Origin of the sequence: Hyphomicrobium sp. (assembly GCF_035572195.1) — a bacterium.
GTDB lineage: Bacteria > Pseudomonadota > Alphaproteobacteria > Rhizobiales > Hyphomicrobiaceae > Hyphomicrobium_B.
Map to the genome: position 1 here is coordinate 1 of NZ_DATNBA010000113.1, position 21,394 is coordinate 21,394.

Consider the following 21,394-nt stretch of genomic DNA (forward strand, 5'->3'; position numbering starts at 1 on the left):
GAATCCAAAGCCAGCGGGGAGGGCCGTTTTGGCGACGTCTTCCATCATCTTGATGGCGTCGCCAGTGGCGTAGCCATGCTGTAACTGCACTTGGACTTCGGCGGCCGGATAGAGATTGTAACGCGGTACGCGGTAGGCGCCCGTCGAGCCTTTGAAGGTCGCGACAGAGCCGATCGGTACCATGTCACCTCTATTGTTGCGCGTCTTCAGGTTGGCGACGTCGCGCAGCGATAGCCGGAACGGATTGTCGGCCTGCGCCGTGACACGGTAGGTGCGGCCAAGGATGTTGAAGTCATTGACGAACGCCGAGCCCATGTAGACGGAAAGTGTTTCGAAGACACGGCTGATCGCCACGCCAAGCTGCTCGGCTTTCGTACGGTCGATGTCGGCATACACTTCGGGCGTGCGGACATTGAAGAGCGTGAACGACTGCGCGACGCCCGGCTTTTGGCCGGTCGTGCCGGCCATGGCCCATGCCGCAGCCTCAAGCGCCGGCAGTCCGCGTCCGGCCTTGTCCTGGACGTAACCCTTCAAGCCGCCGCCGGTGCCGATGCCTGGAACGGAGGGCGGTTCAAGGACGAATACAAACGCCTCCTTCAGCTTGCTCAACTGCTCGCGGAGATCGTTTAGAATGCGGTCTTTTGTGAGCCCGGCAGCGACGCGCTCTTCGAACGGCGCGAGATTGACGAAAATGACGCCCGTGTTCGGCGCGTTGGTGAACGTTGCGCCGTCGAAACCTACGAACGCCACCGAGTGCGTCGCTCCAGGCCGCGTCAGAATGATGTCGGAGGCTTTGCGGATGACGGCATCCGTCCGGTCGAGCGTCGATCCGGGAGGAAGCTGCAGGGCCACGATCAGATAGGCGCGATCGAGCGGCGGAATGAGGCCTGTCGGCGTAGCCGCCAGCCGATTGTAAGTCATATAAAGCAGCCCGGCATAGGCGACGAGCAGGATCAGGCCGATGCGGATCAGTTTGCTCGTCAGCCAAGCGTAGCCGTGCGACAGGCTTCCGAATGCCCAGTTGAAGCCGCGAAAGAACGCGCGCAGCGGTACGCCGAGGTAGTAGACAATCGTGCGCGGCTTGTCGCGGTCATGTACATGCGGCTTCAGCAACAGCGCCGCCATTGCAGGCGAAAGCGACAGCGACACGATCAACGAGATTGCGGTCGAGGCTGCGATCGTTATCGCGAACTGCTTGAAGAACGTTCCCTGCAATCCGGTGATGAAGGCAGTCGGCAAAAAGACGCCTATGAGAACGAGGGAAATCGCGATCAACGCGGTTCCGACTTCGTCCATCGTTTTGTGGGCGGCTTCCTTGGGACTTAATCCGCGCTCGATATAGCGTTCGACATTTTCAACGACGACGATGGCGTCGTCGACGACGATACCGATCGCTAGAACCAGACCAAACAGCGATAGCGTGTTGAACGTGATGCCGACGGCATTCATCACGAAGAACGTGCCGATCAACGAGACGGGTATGGCGAGGATCGGAATGATCGCGGCGCGCCACGTCTGCAGGAAAAGTATGACGACCAGCACGACGAGCAGAATCGCTTCGCCCAAGGTCTGGACCACGGCATCGATGGAAGCCTGGATGAACTCGGTCGGGTTATAGACGACCGTATAGGCGAGGCCGGGCGGGAAGTCCTTTTTCAGCGCCTCCATCTGGGCCTTGACCGCGGCCGCAGTGGCAAGGGCGTTTGACCCCGGCTTCTGGAAGATGACGAGGGCGGTTGCGTTCTTGTTATCGAGATAGGCGTTGACGGTATAATCCTGCGCGCCAAGCTCGACGCGGGCGATGTCTCGGACGCGCACGACTTGCCCATCAGGCTCAGCCCGGACGACGATATCTTCGAATTGGTCCGGGGACTTCAGGCGTCCGAGCGTCTTGACGTTGAGCGTGAACGCGCCATCCGACGTTGCCGGCGGCTGATTGATCGAACCAGCGGCGACCTGCAAATTGGCGGCCTGCAACGCGGCGACGACTTCACCGGCCGTCAAGCCGCGCGATGCCACCTTCTCCGGGTCGAGCCAGATGCGCATCGAATAATCGCGCGCGCCGAAGACGGTGACGTCGCCGACGCCGTCGATGCGTGTCAGCACGTCTTTGACGTAGAGCGTCGTGTAGTTCGAAATGTACTGTTGGTCGCGCGATCCGTCGGGCGACACCATGTGCACGACCATCATCAGATCGGGCGAAGCTTTGCGTACCGAGATGCCAAGCCGGCGCACATCTTCCGGCAGCCGAGGCTCGGCGACGGCGACACGGTTCTGCACCAGCACCTGCGCCTCGTCGACGTTCGTCCCCGGCTTGAAGACGACACTGATCGTCACCTGACCGTCGCCCGTCGACTGCGAGTTGATATAGAGCATGTCGTCAACGCCGTTGACTTCTTGCTCGATCGGCGTCGCGACGGTTTCTGCAATCACCTGCGCCGAGGCGCCAGGATAAGTGGCATGAATGCTGACGGTCGGCGGCGCTATTTCGGGGTATTCGGCGATCGGCAGGAAGCGCAGCGAGATCAATCCGAGGATCGTGATGATCATCGAGACGACGGACGCAAAGATCGGCCGATCAATGAAGAAATGTGAGAGGCGCATCGGACTTTCGGCGGTTGATCGTCTGGACTACTTCACTGCTTCTCGGCCGTCTTGTCGGGAGCCTTGATACTGCCGATCGCCGGCGCGACCTTTGCCCCGGGTCGAACGGCGGGGTTCGCAACACCTTCGATCACCACCCGGTCGGACGGCTTCAGTCCGGCCGTGATCACCCGTAAACCCTCGTACATCGTCCCGGGCGTCACCGTCGTCGCCGTGATGACATTGTCGGCATTGACGGTGTAGACAATCTTGCGCGCCTGATCGGACACGATCGCCGTATCGGGGATCAAAAGAGCATCGACGTCCCCGCCATAGAGCGCCAGTCGGGCGAACAGACCAGGCGAAAGCAAGCCGTCCTTGTTGTCGATGATGGCGCGTCCGCGCATCGTGCCGGAGCGCTCGTTGAAGGCGTTGTCGACGAAGTCCATTTTTCCTTCGTGCGTCCACTCGGTCTCGTCCGCGAGTTTGATCCGCACGGGGTTGGCCGCGCTGCGCGAGGACATTCGCCCGCCGGATATGCTCAAGCGCTCATAACGCAGATAATCCGACTCGGCGGCGTCGAAAACGAAGTGGATGGGATCGATCGAGACGATCGTCGCCAGGAGAGTTGAGTTGACCTGCCCGCCAACCACAAGGTTGCCGACGTCGATCTTCTTGTCGGAGATGCGTCCTGAAATCGGAGCTCGCACTTCGGACCACTCGAGGTTGAGCTCGGCTGATTTGAGCTCAGCCTTCGCCGACATGACCGCCGCCTCGGCGACGCCCAAGCTCGACTTGCGTTGCTCGAAGACTTGCTCGCTCAAGACCTTCGATTCAGCCAGAGGTGCTGCACGCGTGACATCGGCTTGCGCGAACTCGACCTGTGCCTTGGCGCGCGCGATGTCGGCCTTGGCCGACTCGACGGCAATTTCGAACGGACGCTTGTCGAGCGTAAAGAGGAGGTCGCCTTCCTTTACGTCCGAGCCTTCCTTGAAGTTCACCTGCTCGATGAATCCGCTGACGCGAGGCCGGAGTTCGACGCGCGCCACGGCCTCGAAGCGGCCGGAGTATTCGTCCCAGGTCTTGATGCGTTTTGCGAGCGGCGTCGCGACCGTTACCGGGAATGCCGGCGGCGCGGTCTGAGCGTGCGCGCTATCGGAATATGATTCAAACGGGCCGCAGATCACAAAGACCGCCGCGGTGACCGCGATGAAACCACGTACAAACTTCGATCGCGAAGGCTCGGTCGTCGTCATGGGAATCCGAATGTGGACAGTTGTTCGGGCGGGAAGTGGTACGCAGACGTCGGACGCACGAGCTGTATGTCCTCCGGCGATGTAATCGAAGCACGGGTTTATCGCAAGTTGTCGCGGTTCTCAATTGCGTGAGACCGCATACCTGCCGGTCCCGTGTTCCAACGAGATCGGCAGAATACCTGTGGCCGCGGGCGTGACCGTGTCAGGAGAATATGCCGCGTTGCGCCTTCCCTGACATTCCTCGGCGGGTCGTCCCTGCCGTTTGGTGTCAGTTCGCCCGCAACGCTGTTCAATCGCTCGATCAAGAAAAACACCGCCCCGAAGCTCTGGACTTCGAAGCGGTGCCGATTGTCATCAATTCGATCTGTCCGTACGCCCGTGACTACCGTGCGGGTCCTTGCATCAATAGCCGTACTTGCAGCTCAAGAATCGCCTTTTCCAGTAGTAGTTGCCACTATACTGCCATCGGTTGAAGAAGTAACCGCAGCCTTCGTATCCGTATCCGTAGCCACCGCCGATGATGCGGAGGCCATGATGGTGATTGAAGAAGTGATTGCCGTGGCCGCCATGGCCGTGCGCATTTGCAGCGCCGATACCGCCGGCTAATGTCGCGAAGGCGGCCGCAGCCGCCATCATAAACAATCTCGTCGACATGCGAGTGTCTCCTAGTCATTGCTTCGGGTTGGGGGGCCGGCGCCGAGGCGCATGCTCCTTCGCAGGCGCGGGGTGCGCCGCGATACCCGGAATCTGACATCGGAGAGTTCGGCCGCCTGTTCCCTTGGGAACAACGAGCGGTGGCGGATCAAGAGGCGGCGGAGATAATGGCTGCAACCTCGGCGCCCGAAGCATCAATGGGCAGCGCGTAGAAATCGGCGTTTTTCTCGAGTGCCTTTTCGAGTTCGGCCTGGAATGTGGCTCTGTCGAGCTCGATGGTGCCGAATTGGCGTAGATGCTCGGTCACGAACTGGGTGTCGAGCAGCGAGAAGCCGCCGCGGATCAAGCGCGCGATGAGATGGACAAGAGCGATCTTCGAAGCATCGCGTTCCGTTGAAAACATGCTCTCGCCGAAGAACGCGCTTTTGAGCGCGACGCCATAGAGACCGCCGACGATTCTATCGCCGTCCCAAACTTCGACGGTGTGGCAGGCACCGCGTTCGAAGAGGTCGCGATAGAGCGCGCGAATGCGTGTGTTGATCCACGTCGACATGCGGCCGGCGCGCGGCGCGGCGCAGCCATCGATCACGCGGTCGTAGTTGTTGTCGACTTTGACCGTAAACGACGTCGTCCTGACGGTACGCAGAAGCCGACGGGGAATGTGCAATCCGTCGAGCGGCAGCACGCCGCGCTGTTGGGGCTCGATCCAATAAAGCGCCGGGTCGTCGGCGCTCTCGGCCATTGGAAAAATGCCGCAGCTATAGGCTTTCAGGAGAACCTGCGGCGTGATCTCGAACATCGGGTCGTCGCGCGACGCCATACTGGTACTTGCCAAGCGAATTCTCGGACGCGCGCGGAACATGTCGCGCAGTGGCAAAGTCTACTTCATCCCCAGATGTTTTTCGAGCCAATGAATATCATACAGGCCGTCAGCGATGTCGGGAGACTTGACCAGATCCTGAAACAACGGGATCGTCGTTTCAATGCCGTCGATGACGAACTCTGAGAGGGCGCGGCGCAAACGCATCAGGCAGTCGTTGCGCGTCTTGCCGAACACGATGAGCTTACCGATCAAGCTATCGTAGTACGGCGGAATTCGGTAGCCCTGGTATACGCCGCTGTCGACGCGCACGCCTAGACCGCCGGGTGGGTGCCAATATGTGATCTGCCCGGGCGAAGGGCGGAAATCCTTGGGGTTCTCGGCGCAGATGCGGCACTCGATAGCGTGCCCTCTGAGTTCAACTTCTTCCTGCTTAAAGCTCAACGGCAGGCCGGCCGCAACGCGGATCTGCTCGAGAACGAGGTCAATGCCCGTGACCATTTCGGTCACCGGATGCTCGACCTGCAGCCGCGTATTCATCTCGATGAAATAAAACTCGCCGTCCTCATATAAAAACTCGACGGTGCCGGCGCCGCGGTATTTTAGTTTGCGCATGGCGTCGGCAACGGTGGCGCCGATTTTCTTGCGCTGGGCAGCATTGAGCGCGGGAGAGGGAGATTCTTCCAGCACCTTCTGGTGCCGGCGCTGCAGCGAGCAGTCGCGCTCGCCGAGGTGGACGGCGTCGCCCTTGCCGTCGCCGAACACCTGGATTTCGATGTGGCGGGGCTTCTGCAGATACTTTTCGATATAGACCGCATCGTCGTTGAACGCCGCCTTGGCTTCCGAGCGCGCCGTGGAAAGCGCTTCGCCGAGGTCGGCTGCGCTCGTCGCGACCTTCATTCCGCGTCCGCCGCCGCCGGCAGCCGCTTTAATCAAGACGGGGAAGCCCATTTCCTTGGCGACTTTCATCGCCTCGGTTTCGCTTGTGATAGCGCCAGCCGAGCCTGGCACAACCGGAATGCCGAGGCGCTTGGCTGTTTCCTTGGCCTCGATCTTGTCGCCCATGATGCGGATGTGTTCCGACGTCGGGCCGATAAACGTTATCTTGTGTTCTTCCAGAATCTCAGCGAAGCGGGCGTTTTCGGACAGAAAACCATAGCCCGGATGCACGGCATCGGCGCCTGTAATCTCGCACGCCGTGACGAGAGCCGGGATGTTGAGGTAGCTATCGCGCGCGGCCGGTGGACCGATGCAGACGCTTTCGTCAGCGAGGCGCACGTGCATGGCGTCGGCGTCGGCGGTCGAGTGTACGGCGACGGTCGCGATGCCAAGCTCACGGCAGGCGCGCTGGACGCGCAGCGCAATCTCTCCTCTGTTGGCAATCAGAATTTTATCGAACATGGGGAAGCTCTCCAGGCGTCTGCATCAGCGCATCAATCGGCTGCGGCGCCTATTCGATAATGATCAGAGGTTCGCCATATTCGACCGGCTGGGCGTTTTCGACCAGGATTGCCTTGACGGTCCCGGCGCGCGGGGCCGGGATCTGGTTCATCGTTTTCATGGCTTCGATGATAAGTAGCGTGTCGCCCTGATTAACTTTGCTGCCGACTTCGCAGAACGTCGCAGAACCCGGTTCGGGTGAACGATAGGCCGTACCGACCATCGGCGATTTTACGGCGCCGGGATGTTTCGAAAGATCGCCCGGCGCTAGGGTCGTCTGTTTGCTATCGGCTGGCCCTATCGGGGCCGTGGCGGCGGGGTAAGTTTGCGGTGCAACGTTAACTGAAATTTTCTTCGCAACGCGAATCTTGAGGCCACTCTTCTCGATTTCTATTTCGGTGAGGCCGGTATCGTTCAGAAGTTCCGCAAGTTCGCGGATCATCTGACCCTCCGCACTTACCAACTTCGCCCCTTGTTCCTTCGCGGTCATACGTTCCGTGTCCTCGGATCTCTAGTTAGCGTGCATCTATAGCCCAAACGAAGCTGCCACCGTCACGCCTTGTTGCCGCCCTTGCTTAGGATATCCGTCATGGCTTCGATTGCGAGTTCATAGCCCTTGCCGCCAAGACCGCAGATTATCCCGGTGGCGGCAAGCGAAACGTAGGAGTGCTGGCGGAACTGGTCGCGGCGGAAAATATTGGACAGATGGACTTCGATGACCGGCAAGCCGACCGCCTGCAAGGCATCGAGGACAGCCACGGACGTGTGGGTATAGGCGCCGGCATTGATGATGATGCCCTTGGCCTTGCCGCGCGCCTCCTGCACCCAGTTGACGAGTTCGCCTTCGACATTGGATTGACGGAATTCGATCGTGAGGCCGTTTGCGGCGGCCGCCTTTTCAGTCCGCGAACGGAGGTCGGCAAGCGTCTCGGTCCCATAGATTTCGGGCTCGCGAACTCCGAGCATATTAAGGTTAGGACCGTTAAGGACGTAGATGAGGCGGGTCATGGTTGGAGACCGTTCGAGCTTCGGGCTACCACCCGAGGCAATTGCGGAGTCCAGGGTCTAACAGCTTTCCAGGCATGCGCAAAGTACGCGCCGGCGGGCGCGTACTTTCGGCGCAGAGTTCATTAACGGCTTCGACGTAGGGCCGCATTGTTTGGGTTTTCAGCTAGCAGGCCGGGCAACCGTCCTTGCGGAATTCCGTAACGAGCTTCTCAAGCTGGTCATGCAAGTCTTCCGGCGCCCCGGGGATCGACTTGTCGCCGACGAGAAAATGCGGCGTGCCGTTGATGCCCATCTTGGTGGCGAGAGCTTTCATGTCATCCAGCTCAGTTTTGATGGCGTCGCTTGCCATGTCGGTTTTGAGCTTTCCCATATCGAGCCCGAGACCGTCTGCGACTTTGAGAGCGGACGCCTCGTTGGCTTGGCCTTTGGAGCCGAGCATAGCCTGGTGGAATTCCCAGTACTTGCCCTGACGCTTGGCGGCCAAGGCGACCTTTGCGGCTTCCTCCGAGCCCTTCGACAGGATCGGCAGCTCCTTGAAGACGACGCGCACTTTCTTGTCGTTTTGAATAAGCTTCTGCACTTCGGGCAATCCGCGCTTGCAGTAGCCACAGTTGAAATCGAAGAATTCGACGACGGTTATGTCGCCATCCGGGTCGCCCGCGACGGAGCTGTCGGGGCTACGATAGATAGTCTTGCCATTCTCGGCCATGAATGACTTGAGCTTGGCGCTCTGCAGCTTTTCGACCTTTTCATCGAGTGCGTTCTGCACTTCGATCATCACTTCGGGATTCTTGACGAGATAGTCTTTGATGATCTCGCCGAGCGCTTTCTTCTGCTCGTCGGAAAAAGCCGATCCGCCGGCCGTTGGCGTAATCGTCTCGGCGTGTGCGGACGGGTCTGTAAGACCGCCGGGCCAACCGGCCGCGCCAAGCGGCAACAACGCCAAGCCGCTGGCGGCGATGGCGCAGGCCGCCCATTTTCTAGCTCGCGCCGAATTTACGGTCTGCCAAATGGTGTTCTTCGGAATCATCGGTCTCATCTCGCTGATCAGGATTGAAGGCCGCTCACGTCTGCGGCTTGTAGTTGATGATGTCGTCGTTCTTCAGCCACTCGGGTGACCCGGCATGAAGTTGCCTTTGGGCGCGTTTGGCAAAAGTTTGCGCCTGTATTACGTCACCTTCGCAAAAATAGGCCTGCGCCGTCATGGCATCTGCCTCCGGCCCCTTGCCCGCTTTGTAATAGGCGTTCGCCAGCAGGCGGTAGGCGTGGGCATTCTCGTCGTCAATGACCAAGGATTTGCGCAGCAGACTAATCGATTCCGTTTCCGCACCGGTTTCACCACTACTTTGCAATGCCGACGCCAGTTCGACGCGGATGAGCGATGCGTCGGGGGCCAGCTTCAATGCCTTACGCAGGTCGGGGATCGCCTGAGCCATTCGCCCGGAGCGCATCAGCAGATCGGCCTTGAGTTCGTAGAAATAAGGATATGACGGGTTCTCGCGGATCATACCATCAATTTCCTGCACCGAAGCCTCGAGGGCGCCGGTGCCGCCTCGGAAGAATCTGGCGATGGCACGCGCGTAGCGCGCCGGCAGCGATTTATCGGTCTCAGGATAGCGATTGAAGACGATCGTCGGTGTCTCAAGGTACCCCGACAGCTTGGCGCGCATCAGGTCGTGGCGAAGCTGCAAAGGTGCAGGGTCTTTTTGATTGGCGTAGGGGCTTGCCGCAACAATGGAGCTGAGATGCGCGAGCCTATCGCCGGCGACGGGATGGCTTCTGACGAAAGGATCCTGAAACTGCTCGGAGAGGTATTCTTGCTCCTTGAACCGCTCGAACGTAGCGAGCATGCCGCGTCCCGACTGCTTGGTTTCCGTCAGGAACTTCACCCCGGCCTGATCGGCGGCGGATTCCTGAGAGCGGCGCTCGGATAAGAGGCCGCGCATGATGACTTGAGTGCCACCCTGCATGATGGCTTGTCCGCCGGCCATCGTGTCGCGTCCCGAGTCGCCTCCCGCGACGCCGCCTGCAACCATCGCGCCGATGCCCAGGATCTGGGTCAAGAGAGCCCGAGTCTGGTCCTTAGCAACGCGCGCCCGAAGGGCCGCCATATGGCCGCCGGCGATGTGTCCGCTCTCATGCGCAATGACGCCGATGACTTCGTTCGGCGTTTTAGCCTGCAGCAGCGTGCCTGTGTTTATGAAAACGTTAGCGCCGTCGACCACGAAAGCGTTGAAGGCGTCGTTGCGGACGATGCGAACCGTGACGCGGCCGCCGCCGAATCCTGCCGCGGCGAAAATCGGCTTCGAGTAGTCCTGCAGCAATGCCTCGATCTCGGCATCGCGAATGAGCGGCAGGCCCTGCGCGCGTGCCCCTGCCACGAACGCCGGAAGCGATGTCAGCAGCACGCCGAGAGCTAAGACGCCGCGGCGAAAGTTTGACCATACCGGGACGGCTTCTTTTGTCGTGGGCATAGGATGTGCCTCAATCTCGATGCGTGTCTCGAGACACCGTGCTTGTTCAGGGTATGCGGCAAGGCCGTTTGGGTCAAATATGCTCCGCCTCGGGCGCAGGGATCAGTCGACGATATTTTGGCGTCAGCATGGCAGGACGGCGTTGTCGGCTCGCGATCTGCGACTTGACGTTGCAGAGCAGCCGAAGGCGTCGAGCACTGGGATCTAAAACAACGAGTTTACGGCACGCGCCGCGATGTACGCCGCAGTGAAGCACACTGGAAACGTAATCAGCCAAGCCTGTACGATTCGTTTCAATACGGTCCAGCGCACGTCCGATACGCGCCGGCTGGCGGCAGCGCCGACGATGCCACTCGTGATCGTGTGTGTTGTCGAGAGCGGAATGCCGAAAGCGGAAGCGCCGAAGATCGTGCAGCTTGCGGCGGCCTGAGCGGCAAAACCCTGCCACGATTGCAGCCTCGTCATGCGCGAGCCGATCGTCTTGATGATGCGCCAGCCGCCGGCCGATGTTCCGAGCGCCATCGTCAGCGCGCAGATCAGGATGACCCAGAACGGAATCTCGAAGGTCGAGACCACGCCGCCGGTCAGCAGGGTCGTCGCGAACACGCCCATGAATTTCTGGCCGTCGTTGAGTCCGTGATTGAAGGCCATGAAGCACGCCGCCACGAGCGACAGGCGATCGAAAAGTCTTTTTGAGCGTGCTGGTTTGGAATCGCCGGCAAAGAAAACGATCACCAATCCGATGGCGAATGCGGCAACGCCGCCGAGAATGACCGACAGGACCATGCCGATCACGACTTTTTCCCAGCCGTCCCATTGCAGCGCCTGCAGTCCGCCGCCTGCAAACGCAGCACCTGCGAGGCCCGCGAGAAGGGCATGCGACTTGCTGATTGGCAGACCAGCTCGCGCCGCGAAAGTGCCCCAGGCCACGATACTGAGCATCGCCGAAGTGATCGAGGGAAGCGTGAGCGCGGCCGGGTCGATGATGCCTTTGCCGACCGTTGCCGCGACCGCCGTGCCCGACATGGCGCCGGCCGTATTCATGATGACCGCCATCAGGATGGCGGCTCTGGGCGACATCACGCCAGTGGATACGACGGTTGCGATGACGTTCGGCGCATCCGTCCAGCCGTTGACGAATTCGGCCATCAAGACAGTAGTAAGCGCGAGAATGAGCGCAAACGTAACGGCGCTCATTCACGCCTCCTTGCGGGCCAGCGACACGATGAGCTTGCCACAGCGCTTGGCGTCGTCCGTCATTTCCTCGAGCATCGCATAGAGCTTTTCGAGTGCGATGAATTCGAGCGTGTCGGCCGATGGTCCGGAGAATTCGCCGACGAGACCGCGCTCGGCCCGCGCTATGATGTTGTCGGCTTCCGATTCCGCGTCGTTTATGGCGCGCGCCAAATCGCGCGTCAGGGGCAGCGACAGCTTCGGATCTTTCAGCATGACGATCAGATTGCGCAGCGCCTGAAGGGAGCGTTCGCCCGTCACGATCAGTTCGCGAGCCTCGGGGCGCAGATCCGATAGGAAGTGTTTGTAGATGTCGATATGAGCCGCCGCGCCGCGCATTCCGTCGATAACGTCGTCGATCTCATCGGTTAGACGCATCGCGTCCGGGATGTCGAACCGCATGATGAACGAGTTGTCGAGAAGTTCGTGAATTTGGTCGACGAGTTTATCGGCGCGCCGCTCGAAGGCGATGATGCCCGGCAAATCCTGGCCGTCCGTGGCGCGGAAGTGCGCCGCGCATTCGACTCCGACATCCGCGAGCCGGATTAGCAACCCGACAAACTCTTCGTTGTGCGAAGGGCCGAAGAGCCGCGCGACTGTACCCGGTGCTTTCCGCAAGAGACCCCCTCCCAACGCGTGGAGCCGCGATGGCTCCGTATGACACTTTTATGGCAAGCGCCTTATAGGGGGGACTTGGCGGTTCGAGAAGCGTCTGGGAGCCGATGATCGACAGCTCTCTGGTCGTGATCGTACGACGCGAGCCTTCGGGACGACCGCAGATACGAAACGGGCCGGTGCTCGCGCCGGCCCGCTGTTGATTTAAACCGCTAAACGGCTATTCGCCGCCGAACTTGCGTTGCCACCAGCCTTTACGCTGTGGCGCCGCCTCGGTGTCGGGAGCGCCGCTTTCGGCGGTGTTCTCCCCAGCCTTCACGACCACGCGCTCGATGCGCGGCTCGCTGGAGCCGATTTCGTGGCGGCGGCGAATCGGCCGAGGCGGATTGGCTTCTGGCTCGGCCGCTGGTTCCTGCGGCTTTGCGATCTCAGCGGCTGGCGGAGCGGACGGCCCGACATCGGAGCCATTGGCAGCCGAAGGCACATCCCAGATCCGGGGCTGCCGTTGAACCCTGGGGCTTGCGTCAGCATCGGCATCCGCGTCGTTAGCGGCACGTACCGACGTGGGGCGGCCCGTCCTACGCGGCAGCGCCGGTGGGCTGGTCGAGTCCGCAACATCGGACTGATCATCGTCGATTTCCGGCTGCTCGGCGTCGCCGGCGTTACCGGTATCACCAGCATCGGCCGCAACGTCGTTCGGTCCAACGTCATTCGGTCCACGATCGCGCCCGCGACGGCCGCCGCGACGGCCGCGCCTGCGGCGCCGGCCTGGCCTGTCATCACGACTATCTTCCGGCCGGTCGGCGGCGCTGTCGATGGGCGGTTCGCCCGCCCCGTCGTCAGTTGCCGTCTCTTCCTCAAAATCTTCGCCCGACTGGGGGTGCTCGGATGCAGTTGGCGGCGCATCGTTGTCACCGTCTCGCGGTCCCGACGCGTAACGCTCGCGACCTTCACCGCGGTCGCGTCCACCGCGTCCCCGCCGCCGGCGGCGCCGGCCTCGCCGTGCTCCGTTCTCGTCTCCGTCCATGCGAGGGCTCTCGCCGTCGCGGGCCTCGCGCTCCGTACCTTCGTCCTCGCCGTCGTCGGCCTCAGGCACCATTTCCAAATCGGAAGTTTCGGCCGATGGCGCTTCCTCATCGGAGTCGAAGCCCCAGTCCATATTGACGGCGGCACGCTCGACCCGGCGTACGGGAAGCGCTGACGCGGCGCCCCGCTCGACGGTGAAGTTCGCTCCATGTACGCGCTCGCTGCCGAGCACCGTGATGGTGTGACCGTGCCGTGTTTCCATGTCGGCAATGTAGGCGCGCTTCTTGTTCAGGATATAAAGCGCCACCGCCGGCGTGGTCGTTGCGATAAGCGAACCGGTGGCCCCGGCCGTGATGGTATCTTCGAGACCACGCAATACAGCGAGTGCGACGCTCTCGGTCGAGCGGATGATGCCCGTTCCCTGACAGTGGGGACATTGCGACGTCGAGCCCTCGAGCACGCCGGTCCGGAGCCGCTGCCGCGACATTTCCATCAAACCGAAATGCGAAATCCGGCCGAGCTGAATGCGGGCCCTGTCGAAGCGCAGCGCGTCTTTGAGGCGCCGTTCAACAGTCCGGTTGTTGCGCTTTTCCTCCATGTCGATGAAGTCGATGACGATGAGGCCCGCGAGGTCGCGAAGCTTCAACTGGCGGGCGATCTCATCGGCGGCTTCGGCGTTCGTCGCGAGGGCCGTTTCCTCAATCGAAAATTCGCGCGTCGATTTTCCGGAGTTCACATCGATTGCGACGAGAGCCTCGGTCTGATTGATGACGATGTAGCCGCCCGAGCGCAGCGTCACCTGCGGTTGGAACATGGCGTTGAGCTGCCGTTCGACGCCGTAGCGGGTGAAGAGCGGCGTCGGTTCCTTGTAGGGCGACACGTTCTTGGCGTGGCTCGGCATCAGCATCTGCATGAAGGCGGCGGCTTCTTCATAGCTGGCGTCGCCGGCGACCACGATCTCCTCAACGTCCTTGTTATAGAGGTCGCGGATCGATCGCTTGATCAGGTCGCCTTCCTCATAGACGAGGCTCGGGGCCGTCGATTGCAGCGTCAGTTCGCGGACACTTTCCCAGAGTCTCAGAAGATATTCGAAATCGCGCTTGATCTCCTGCTTTGTGCGGGCGGCGCCGGCTGTGCGGATGATGAGCCCCATGCCTTCCGGAACTTCGAGTTCTTGAGCGATGGACTTAAGCCGCCGGCGATCCTGAGGGTTGGTGATCTTGCGCGAAATGCCACCGCCGCGCGCCGTGTTCGGCATCAGAACGGTGTAGCGGCCGGCGAGCGATAGGTAGGTCGTGAGGGCTGCGCCCTTGTTACCGCGCTCTTCCTTGACGACCTGCACCAGAATGATCTGGCGCCGCTTGATGACTTCTTGGATCTTGTAGCTGCGCGGGCGCCGCCGCTGACGAGACTGTTGCCCATCGCGGAATTCGCGGGGTGAGCCTTCGTCGTTGCCTCTGGCTACGTCGTCGCCGTTGCGGGCATCCTGCCTGCCTAGATCGGCGTCGCTCGGCTGCTCGTCGCTTTCATACTGTTCAGATTCACGCTCATGTTGATGCTCGTGCTCATGCTCGTGCTCGTGCTCGTGCTCATGTTCATGCTCGTGTTCATGCCCATGACCATGAACGTCGGCGTCCTCTGAATCCGAAGCGGATTCAAGGGGCGCTTCAGTTTCATCGGCGGCATCTTCGTCGCCGCTATCCTCGTCGTCGGACTCTTCAGCATTTTGGTCCGGCATCGGCAACTCGGAGCGTTCGTCGTCGCTCGAGTGCCCGACAGCGGCCGCGATGACCTTGACCGTCTCGCCTTCCTCACCGCCGCCGACTTCTTCGATATGTTCGTCTTCCTCGACATCGACGATGTGGGATGACTCGACCGGGGCCCCGCTCATAGGCAGGTCGGTGAAATCCTCGCTACCCGTCTCTTCCCTGGGCTGGCGGTGGCTCTGCCCACCTCTTGAGGAGGCTCGGCGAGCCAGCGCCTCGGCGCGGCGGTCGGCAGCAGCCTCGAGTTCGGCTTCGGCAGCGGCTTCTTCCTCAAGCAGCGCTTGCCGGTCGGCGACCGGAATTTGATAATAGTCGGGATGAATTTCGTTGAAGGCGAGGAAGCCGTGGCGGTTGCCGCCGTAGTCCACGAAGGCCGCCTGCAACGACGGCTCAACGCGCGTCACTTTCGCAAGATAGATATTGCCCCGCAGTAGTTTGCGGGCGGCACTCTCGAAGTCGAACTCTTCTACCCGGCCATTTCGCTGCACCACGACCCGAGTTTCCTCGGGATGCGTGGCATCGATAAGCATTTTCGTATTGGAGGACATTGATCTGGATCCTTGGCGCGCCGGGACGGCTGCTCGCACCTTGGCCCGTGGTTAACGGAGCGGATGGCGAGGCTCGCGCAGCGGCGCGTCGTGTTGGGTGAATATTGGGTGGTGGAGGCCGGCCGCGGCGTCCCCTGCAGCACAGTGATCCCGGCGGCGCGTAGGCAGCGCGCCGGTATCCACGCGGATGCCGTCAGGACCGGGGTCCGTCGGGTGCCGTCGTGTATGGTGCAAGTTATCGTCATGGGCCTGTCGTGTACTGCCCGGCTGCTCGTCCGCATTTGCGAGACGGATAGCTGGGAAAAGGGTTTGGCAGCGCCTTCGGCGCCGCGTTCGCAATAGTATGGCCGCCCTACGATACGCACCTTTACCCGACTGAGAAATCGGGGCGACCGGCACAAAAGCTCCTCAGCTTCGACAGGGCCATCAGAGGGCTGGAAGTCGAAGCTGCGCATCTCACTGAGCGACGTTAAACTCCCGTACGCTTCGCCTCGAGCAGATGCGATCCGTGCGGGCCCAATTACCTGTGAAAGCAGAGTTTTTTCGTGTTCTGCAGCAGGCCGACCAGGTTCGCAGGCGCTTGCCGAACTTGCCCTCGAAAGGTGTGTCTTGAGCGCCACCGAATACGACTAAGAGACTACGAGGTCACCCGATCGCTGGCAAGTGCTATAAAACGACCATCGAGGTGCGCCCGCCTGGCTCGGATACAAGCATTATATTGCTTCTGAAAACAAAGCCTTAACGGCCGTCTCGGCGGGATCGAGTTTTGCATTCGGGGGGTGTCTCAGGGCTGATGGTCCGACTCGGAGAACGCTTTTGGCGATACCAAGCTTTGGCCATCGCCACCGCCGGCATGACGATAGCGTTAACGATGGGGCTGGCGGCTGCCCCCAGCAAGGTCGCGGCCAAGGCCGAAGCCACGGACGCGCGGCTGACCGGGGATAAGGCGTCGACGACCTTCCAGCTTACGTTGAGCGAAGGGTTGATGGTGCAAGCCTTCACCCTGGCCGATCCATACCGGGTGATCCTCGACCTGCCGGATTTGACGTTTCAATTGGACCCTGCCGTTGGTCAGAAGGGGCGAGGGCTCGTGACGGCCTTCCGCTACGGTCTTTTTGCCGAAAACAAATCGCGGGTTGTCATCGACACGACAGGGCCGGTCAAAATCACATCAGCCGCCATGACCCGCGTCGGATCGGGGAAGTCCGTCAGGCTTGCCGTTGTCCTTAGCCCGATCGACGCGGCTTCATTCGGCGCCGGCACGGGGGCGACGCGCCCTCAGGAGCCCGATGCAGGCGCCAAACGCTCTCTGCGCGCCGATAAAAAGGCCACGCCGCGGGAACGGAGCAAACCGGTCGTCGTTATAGATCCTGGTCACGGCGGGATCGATCCCGGTGCGATCGGCATCAACAACGTCTTCGAGAAGACAATCGTGCTGGCTGTCGCGAAGCAGCTCGAATCCGCACTGATCAAAATCGGAGGCTACGACGTCAAAATGACTCGAACGGATGACGTCTTCGTCTCGCTCGACGATCGACTGGAATATTCCGCCGCAGACGATGCAGATCTCTTCATATCGCTACATGCCGATTCAATCGAAGGAAAGAAGTTCGCGGAGTCGGTCCGCGGGGCGACTATCTACACGCTTTCCGATAAGGCTTCCGACGAGCAGTCCCGGCTTATGGCGGAAAAGGAAAACGCATCCGACCTGATCGCTGGTATTGCCTCGGCAAATCAGGGTGCTAATGATCAGGTTCAGAACATCCTGTTTGATCTCATGAAGCGGGAAACCTCGAATTTCTCGGCGGATTTTTCCCATGTGCTGGCCAAACGGCTCGGCAAGACGATCACAATGTCACGAATCCCGCGACGGTCGGCCGGATTCAAGGTGCTGAAACAGTCCCATGCTCCGTCGGTCCTGATCGAACTCGGCTACGTCAGTAACCAAAATGACGAACAACAAATGACCACCGCGGCTTGGCAGTCCAAAGTTGCGTCCTCCATTGCTGCCGCCGTGCAAATTTATTTCAGTAAACGAACTGCCGAACGACCTTGAATAACAAGCTCCTGGCGGACGACGTGCTGCCACATTCAAAGTTAATGTGCTGAACCGCCGGGTTGTCTTTGCTGCGCCGCCGCAATAGACCTGGGGGCAGAAGCACCCAAAGCTAGTCAGCGATTACGGAATTTCGAATTTGATGCGTGGGCCCACGCTGCCGCCGTCCGCGGCGCCGAGAAGAAGGAAAAAGCGGCGCAAAAGCTTGCTGCTGAGTTTCCTTGGTTTCTCCTTCGCTACCTTCGTGCTCGTCTTCGTCGCCGGATCGGCTGGCGCCGGGTACCTGATCTGGCAGGCGTCTCGCGACCTGCCGGACTACGAAAGCCTGTCGAAATACGAACCCCCGGTGATGTCGCGCATCCACGCGCACGACGGTTCGCTAATTGCGGAATTCGCGCGCGAGCGCCGCATCTTCGTGCCGATCAATACGGTTCCGAAGCGGGTCATCGGCGCCTTCCTTTCAGCCGAAGACAGGCGCTTCTACGAACATGGCGGTGTCGATCTGCAAGGCATCCTGCGCGCCGTATTTGCTGCCGTCGAAGCCAAGGTCCATGGCTCCAACAAGCGGACGCAGGGTGCGTCCACCATTACGCAGCAGGTCGCCAAGAATTTTCTGCTGACGAACGAGCGTTCGATCGAGCGCAAGATCAAGGAGGCCATTCTGGCCATCCGCATCGAGAGCGCCTACTCGAAAGACAAGATTCTCGAACTGTATCTCAATGAAATCTATCTCGGCATGAACTCGTACGGGGTCGCGGCTGCTGCCCTTACGTATTTCAACAAAGAACTCAGCGATCTGAACATCGAGGAGGTGGCCTATCTCGCGGCGTTGCCAAAAGCTCCGAACAACTACAATCCGTTCCGCCAGAAGGAGAAAGCTACCGAGCGCCGCAACTGGATCATCGGACAGATGGCCGAAAACGGTTACATCACCACCGCGGAGGCGGAAGCCGCAAGACAGAAACCGCTCGTCGTCAATCTTCGCCCCAATGGGGCACACATTTCGACCGCTGAGTATTTTGCCGAGGAAGTCCGGCGCACGCTGTTAGGCAAATACGGCGAGGCAAAGCTCTACGACGGCGGTCTGTCTGTCCGCACGACGCTCGACCCGCGTCTGCAACAGTTCGCGAAAAAGGCGTTGACCGATGGGCTCGTCAAGTACGATCGCCAGCGGGGTTGGCGCGGTCCGGTCTCCAAAATCGATATCTCCGGTGATTGGGGTGTAGCGCTCGCCGCGCTTCAGAGCCCGGCAGACATTCTGCCGTGGCGGCTCGGCGTCGTGCTCGAAACGCAGAAGACGAAGGCGATCATCGGCTTCAAACCCGCCCGCCAGCAGGATGCGACACTGGTCAAAGACCGCGAGGCGGTCGAGGTGTCACTCGATGAAATGAAATGGGCGGCCAAAAGACGTGGCGGCAAGAAAATCGACGCGAAGTCGACGGCCGACATTCTGAACACTGGCGACGTCGTTTACGTCGCTCCGATGGACCCGAACAACATTCAAGGCGCCTGGTCGTTGATGCAGGTCCCGGAGATCAGCGGCGGTCTTGTCGCGATGGACCCCTACACAGGTCGCGTTCTCGCCGTCGCGGGTGGGTTCTCTTATGACATGAGTCAATTCGATCGCGCGATCCAGGCCAAGCGCCAGCCGGGATCGTCGTTCAAACCCTTCGTCTACGCGGCCGCGATAGACAATGGCTATAAGCCGACGTCGATCGTCCTCGACGCTCCGATCGAGATCGATCAGGGTCCGGGACAAGATATCTGGAAACCGGAGAACTACGAGAAGAACGACACGACAGGACCCGAGACGCTCAGGTTCGGTATCGAAAAATCACGTAACCAGATGACCGTGCGGCTGGCGCAGGATCTCGGCATGCCGATCATCACCGAGTATGCAAAGCGCTTCGGAGTTTACGATGATCTGCTGCCGGTTCTTTCGATGTCACTCGGAGCCGGCGAAACGACGTTGCTGAGAATGGCGACCGGCTACTGCATGCTGGCCAACGGCGGCAAAGAGGTGAAGTCGACGCTTATCGACCGCATTCAGGATCGCTATGGTCACACCGTCTGGCGCCATGACGAACGCCAATGCATGGGCTGCACAGCGGAGAAATGGGTCGGTCAGGCGGAGCCGGAACTGATCGATGATCGCAAGCAGATCCTCGACCCTCACACGGCGTATCAAATCACTTCGATCCTCGAGGGCGTCGTGCAGCGCGGAACGGCCACCGTCTTAAAATCGCTGAACCGGCCGATTGCCGGCAAGACCGGGACGACCAACGAAGAGAAGGACGCCTGGTTCATCGGCTACTCGCCGACGATGGTCGTCGGTGTCTACGTCGGCTACGACACGCCCAAGCCGTTGGGTAAGGGCAATACCGGTGGCGTCATTGCAGCACCCATCTTCGGCGAGTTCATGAAAGACGCTTTGGCCGAAACCCCGCCGGCGCCATTTCGCGTTCCGCCGGGGATCAAGTTTGTGCGCGTCAATTTAAAGACTGGTCTCAGAGCCGCGGCGAACGACCCTGACGGCATTCTCGAGGCTTTCAAACCGGACGAGGAGCCGGATGATGCCTACGCAATGATCGGCATCACGAATGCGACGGCCGACGCGTCTACCGCAAACGGAGATGCGAGAATTCCGCCCCCACCGCCGCGCCCGGAAACAGCGACTGGCGGTCAGATGCCTGATGGCGGATCTGGTCCCGGCGGGCTTTGGTAGCTGTGGTAAGATGCAGTAGCTGTTCGCGGCGCGCATTGCCGCGCATGCCGTGGCTGCGTTTACAGGTCCGGTCCAGCTTACTATACGTCCCCACCTGATTTCTTTTCGAATCGAACATGCCGGCGCACCGCCGGTCTCGGAGGCTGCTATGCGCGCAGAAGCGCAAAAACTTTCGGACGAAATCCAGGAGGCCTTCGCCCTCCTGAGGAGGTCGCTTTGACTGGGAGACAGCCGAAGACCGTTTAGCCTCGCTCAACGCGAAGGCTGAGGACCCCAGTCTCTGGACCGATCCGAAGAACGCTCAGAAAGTCATGCGCCAACGTCAGTCGCTGGAGCGCGCGGTGGCAGAATTCAAACGCCTGCAGCGCGATTATGACGACGCGCGGACGCTGATCGAGCTTGGCGAGGCAGAGAACGACGACGCCAGCATTCGCGAAGGCGAGGCAGCACTCGATCGCATCGACCACGAGGCGCAGCGCCGCTCCGTTGACGCAATGCTGTCGGGTGAGGCCGACGCCCTGAATACCTACATCGAAGTTCACGCCGGGGCCGGCGGCACCGAAAGCCAGGATTGGGCCTCGATGCTGGCGCGCATGTACGCGCGCTGGGGCGAGCGGCGCGGCTTCAAAGTCAAGCTCATCGATGAAAGCCCGGGCGAAGAAGCGGGCATCAAGTCGGCAACCTTCGAGATCGAGGGTGACAACGCCTACGGTTGGTTGAAAACGGAAGCGGGCGTGCATCGGCTGGTTCGAATCTCGCCGTTCGATTCCAACGCCCGGCGACACACGAGTTTCGCGTCCGTTACGGTTTACCCTGTGGTCGATGACACGATCGATATCGAGATCAACATGTCGGACGTCGATATTTCGTTCGCGCGTTCGTCGGGCGCCGGCGGTCAGCACGTCAACAGGACGGAATCGGCCGTCCGCCTCGTGCACAAGCCATCGGGCATCATCATCTTCGCGCAAGAGCAGCGTTCGCAGCACCAGAACAAAGACATCGCGTTCAAGCGGCTGAAGGCGCGGCTTTACGACCTCGAACTGAAGAAGCGCGAGGCGAAGGCCAACGCCGATCAGGCAGCCAAGACGGATATCGGCTGGGGCCATCAGATCCGTTCATACGTGCTGCAGCCCTATCAGCTCGTGAAGGATCTTCGGACCGGCGCACAGTCGACGAACCCGGACGAGGTC

Annotated in this window: 15 protein-coding genes; 3 read left to right on the plus strand and 12 right to left on the minus strand. The window is 60.6% G+C overall.

Annotated elements, in window-relative coordinates; genetic code table 11:
* From VN623_RS09385 to VN623_RS09440, 12 genes are all read right to left on the minus strand, one after another.
* On the minus strand, positions 1-2,604 hold a 2,604-nt coding region (locus VN623_RS09385; protein WP_325570396.1), incomplete at its 3' end, for an efflux RND transporter permease subunit.
* Positions 2,605-2,636: 32 nt separating this feature from the next.
* A complete protein-coding gene (locus tag VN623_RS09390) occupies positions 2,637-3,839 on the minus strand; it encodes an efflux RND transporter periplasmic adaptor subunit (RefSeq protein ID WP_325570398.1) in 1,203 nt (400 codons plus the stop codon).
* Between the two features lie 402 nt (positions 3,840-4,241).
* Positions 4,242-4,493: a hypothetical protein gene (locus VN623_RS09395; RefSeq protein ID WP_325570400.1), complete on the minus strand. Its 252-nt coding sequence runs from the start codon at positions 4,491-4,493 to the stop codon at positions 4,242-4,244.
* Positions 4,494-4,641: 148 nt separating this feature from the next.
* Positions 4,642-5,313: a leucyl/phenylalanyl-tRNA--protein transferase gene (aat, locus tag VN623_RS09400; RefSeq protein WP_325570422.1), complete on the minus strand. Its 672-nt coding sequence runs from the start codon at positions 5,311-5,313 to the stop codon at positions 4,642-4,644.
* 60 nt (positions 5,314-5,373) lie between these two features.
* Positions 5,374-6,714, minus strand: a complete 1,341-nt coding sequence (gene accC / locus VN623_RS09405) for an acetyl-CoA carboxylase biotin carboxylase subunit (protein WP_325570402.1) — start codon at positions 6,712-6,714, stop codon at positions 5,374-5,376.
* 49 nt (positions 6,715-6,763) lie between these two features.
* On the minus strand, positions 6,764-7,243 hold the full coding sequence (accB, locus tag VN623_RS09410) for an acetyl-CoA carboxylase biotin carboxyl carrier protein (RefSeq protein ID WP_325570404.1): 480 nt from the start codon (positions 7,241-7,243) through the stop codon (positions 6,764-6,766).
* 62 nt (positions 7,244-7,305) lie between these two features.
* On the minus strand, positions 7,306-7,761 hold the full coding sequence (gene aroQ / locus VN623_RS09415; RefSeq protein ID WP_325570406.1) for a type II 3-dehydroquinate dehydratase: 456 nt from the start codon (positions 7,759-7,761) through the stop codon (positions 7,306-7,308).
* Positions 7,762-7,924: 163 nt separating this feature from the next.
* Positions 7,925-8,791 carry a DsbA family protein gene (locus tag VN623_RS09420; protein WP_325570408.1) on the minus strand — a complete coding sequence of 289 codons (867 nt, stop codon included), beginning with the start codon at positions 8,789-8,791 and terminating at the stop codon, positions 7,925-7,927.
* A gap of 34 nt (positions 8,792-8,825) precedes the next feature.
* Complete coding sequence (locus VN623_RS09425) at positions 8,826-10,235, minus strand: M48 family metalloprotease (RefSeq protein WP_325570410.1); 1,410 nt, start codon at positions 10,233-10,235, stop codon at positions 8,826-8,828.
* Between the two features lie 204 nt (positions 10,236-10,439).
* Entirely contained in the window at positions 10,440-11,432 is a 993-nt protein-coding gene (locus VN623_RS09430; RefSeq protein WP_325570412.1) for an inorganic phosphate transporter, read from the minus strand.
* Positions 11,433-12,086 (minus strand): DUF47 domain-containing protein, encoded by a 654-nt coding sequence (locus tag VN623_RS09435; RefSeq protein ID WP_325570414.1) that lies wholly within the window; start codon positions 12,084-12,086, stop codon positions 11,433-11,435.
* Positions 12,087-12,303: 217 nt separating this feature from the next.
* Positions 12,304-15,423: an Rne/Rng family ribonuclease gene (locus tag VN623_RS09440; RefSeq protein WP_325570416.1), complete on the minus strand. Its 3,120-nt coding sequence runs from the start codon at positions 15,421-15,423 to the stop codon at positions 12,304-12,306.
* Between the two features lie 832 nt (positions 15,424-16,255).
* Here VN623_RS09440 and VN623_RS09445 point away from each other — a divergent pair.
* From VN623_RS09445 to prfB, 3 genes are all read left to right on the plus strand, one after another.
* A complete protein-coding gene (locus tag VN623_RS09445; RefSeq protein ID WP_325570418.1) occupies positions 16,256-17,479 on the plus strand; it encodes an N-acetylmuramoyl-L-alanine amidase in 1,224 nt (407 codons plus the stop codon).
* Positions 17,480-17,621: 142 nt separating this feature from the next.
* Positions 17,622-20,204 carry a penicillin-binding protein 1A gene (locus tag VN623_RS09450; protein WP_325570420.1) on the plus strand — a complete coding sequence of 861 codons (2,583 nt, stop codon included), beginning with the start codon at positions 17,622-17,624 and terminating at the stop codon, positions 20,202-20,204.
* 148 nt (positions 20,205-20,352) lie between these two features.
* A protein-coding gene (gene prfB / locus VN623_RS09455; protein WP_325570421.1) for a peptide chain release factor 2 occupies positions 20,353-21,394 on the plus strand; the annotation gives its coding sequence in 2 pieces (ribosomal slippage) (positions 20,353-20,421 and positions 20,423-21,394; 1,041 coding nt annotated over the 2 pieces). This gene is flagged as partial in the annotation.

Excerpts from the sequence above, each read along its gene's own strand:
- VN623_RS09390 (WP_325570398.1), bottom strand. The coding sequence starts at position 3,839 with ATGACGACGACCGAGCCTTCGCGATCGAAGTTTGTACGTGGTTTCATC.
- VN623_RS09395 (WP_325570400.1), bottom strand. The coding sequence starts at position 4,493 with ATGTCGACGAGATTGTTTATGATGGCGGCTGCGGCCGCCTTCGCGACA.
- aat (WP_325570422.1), bottom strand. The coding sequence starts at position 5,313 with ATGGCGTCGCGCGACGACCCGATGTTCGAGATCACGCCGCAGGTTCTC.
- accC (WP_325570402.1), bottom strand. The coding sequence starts at position 6,714 with ATGTTCGATAAAATTCTGATTGCCAACAGAGGAGAGATTGCGCTGCGC.
- accB (WP_325570404.1), bottom strand. The coding sequence starts at position 7,243 with ATGACCGCGAAGGAACAAGGGGCGAAGTTGGTAAGTGCGGAGGGTCAG.
- aroQ (WP_325570406.1), bottom strand. The coding sequence starts at position 7,761 with ATGACCCGCCTCATCTACGTCCTTAACGGTCCTAACCTTAATATGCTC.
- VN623_RS09420 (WP_325570408.1), bottom strand. The coding sequence starts at position 8,791 with ATGATTCCGAAGAACACCATTTGGCAGACCGTAAATTCGGCGCGAGCT.
- VN623_RS09425 (WP_325570410.1), bottom strand. The coding sequence starts at position 10,235 with ATGCCCACGACAAAAGAAGCCGTCCCGGTATGGTCAAACTTTCGCCGC.
- VN623_RS09430 (WP_325570412.1), bottom strand. The coding sequence starts at position 11,432 with ATGAGCGCCGTTACGTTTGCGCTCATTCTCGCGCTTACTACTGTCTTG.
- VN623_RS09440 (WP_325570416.1), bottom strand. The coding sequence starts at position 15,423 with ATGTCCTCCAATACGAAAATGCTTATCGATGCCACGCATCCCGAGGAA.
- VN623_RS09450 (WP_325570420.1), top strand. The coding sequence starts at position 17,622 with ATGCGTGGGCCCACGCTGCCGCCGTCCGCGGCGCCGAGAAGAAGGAAA.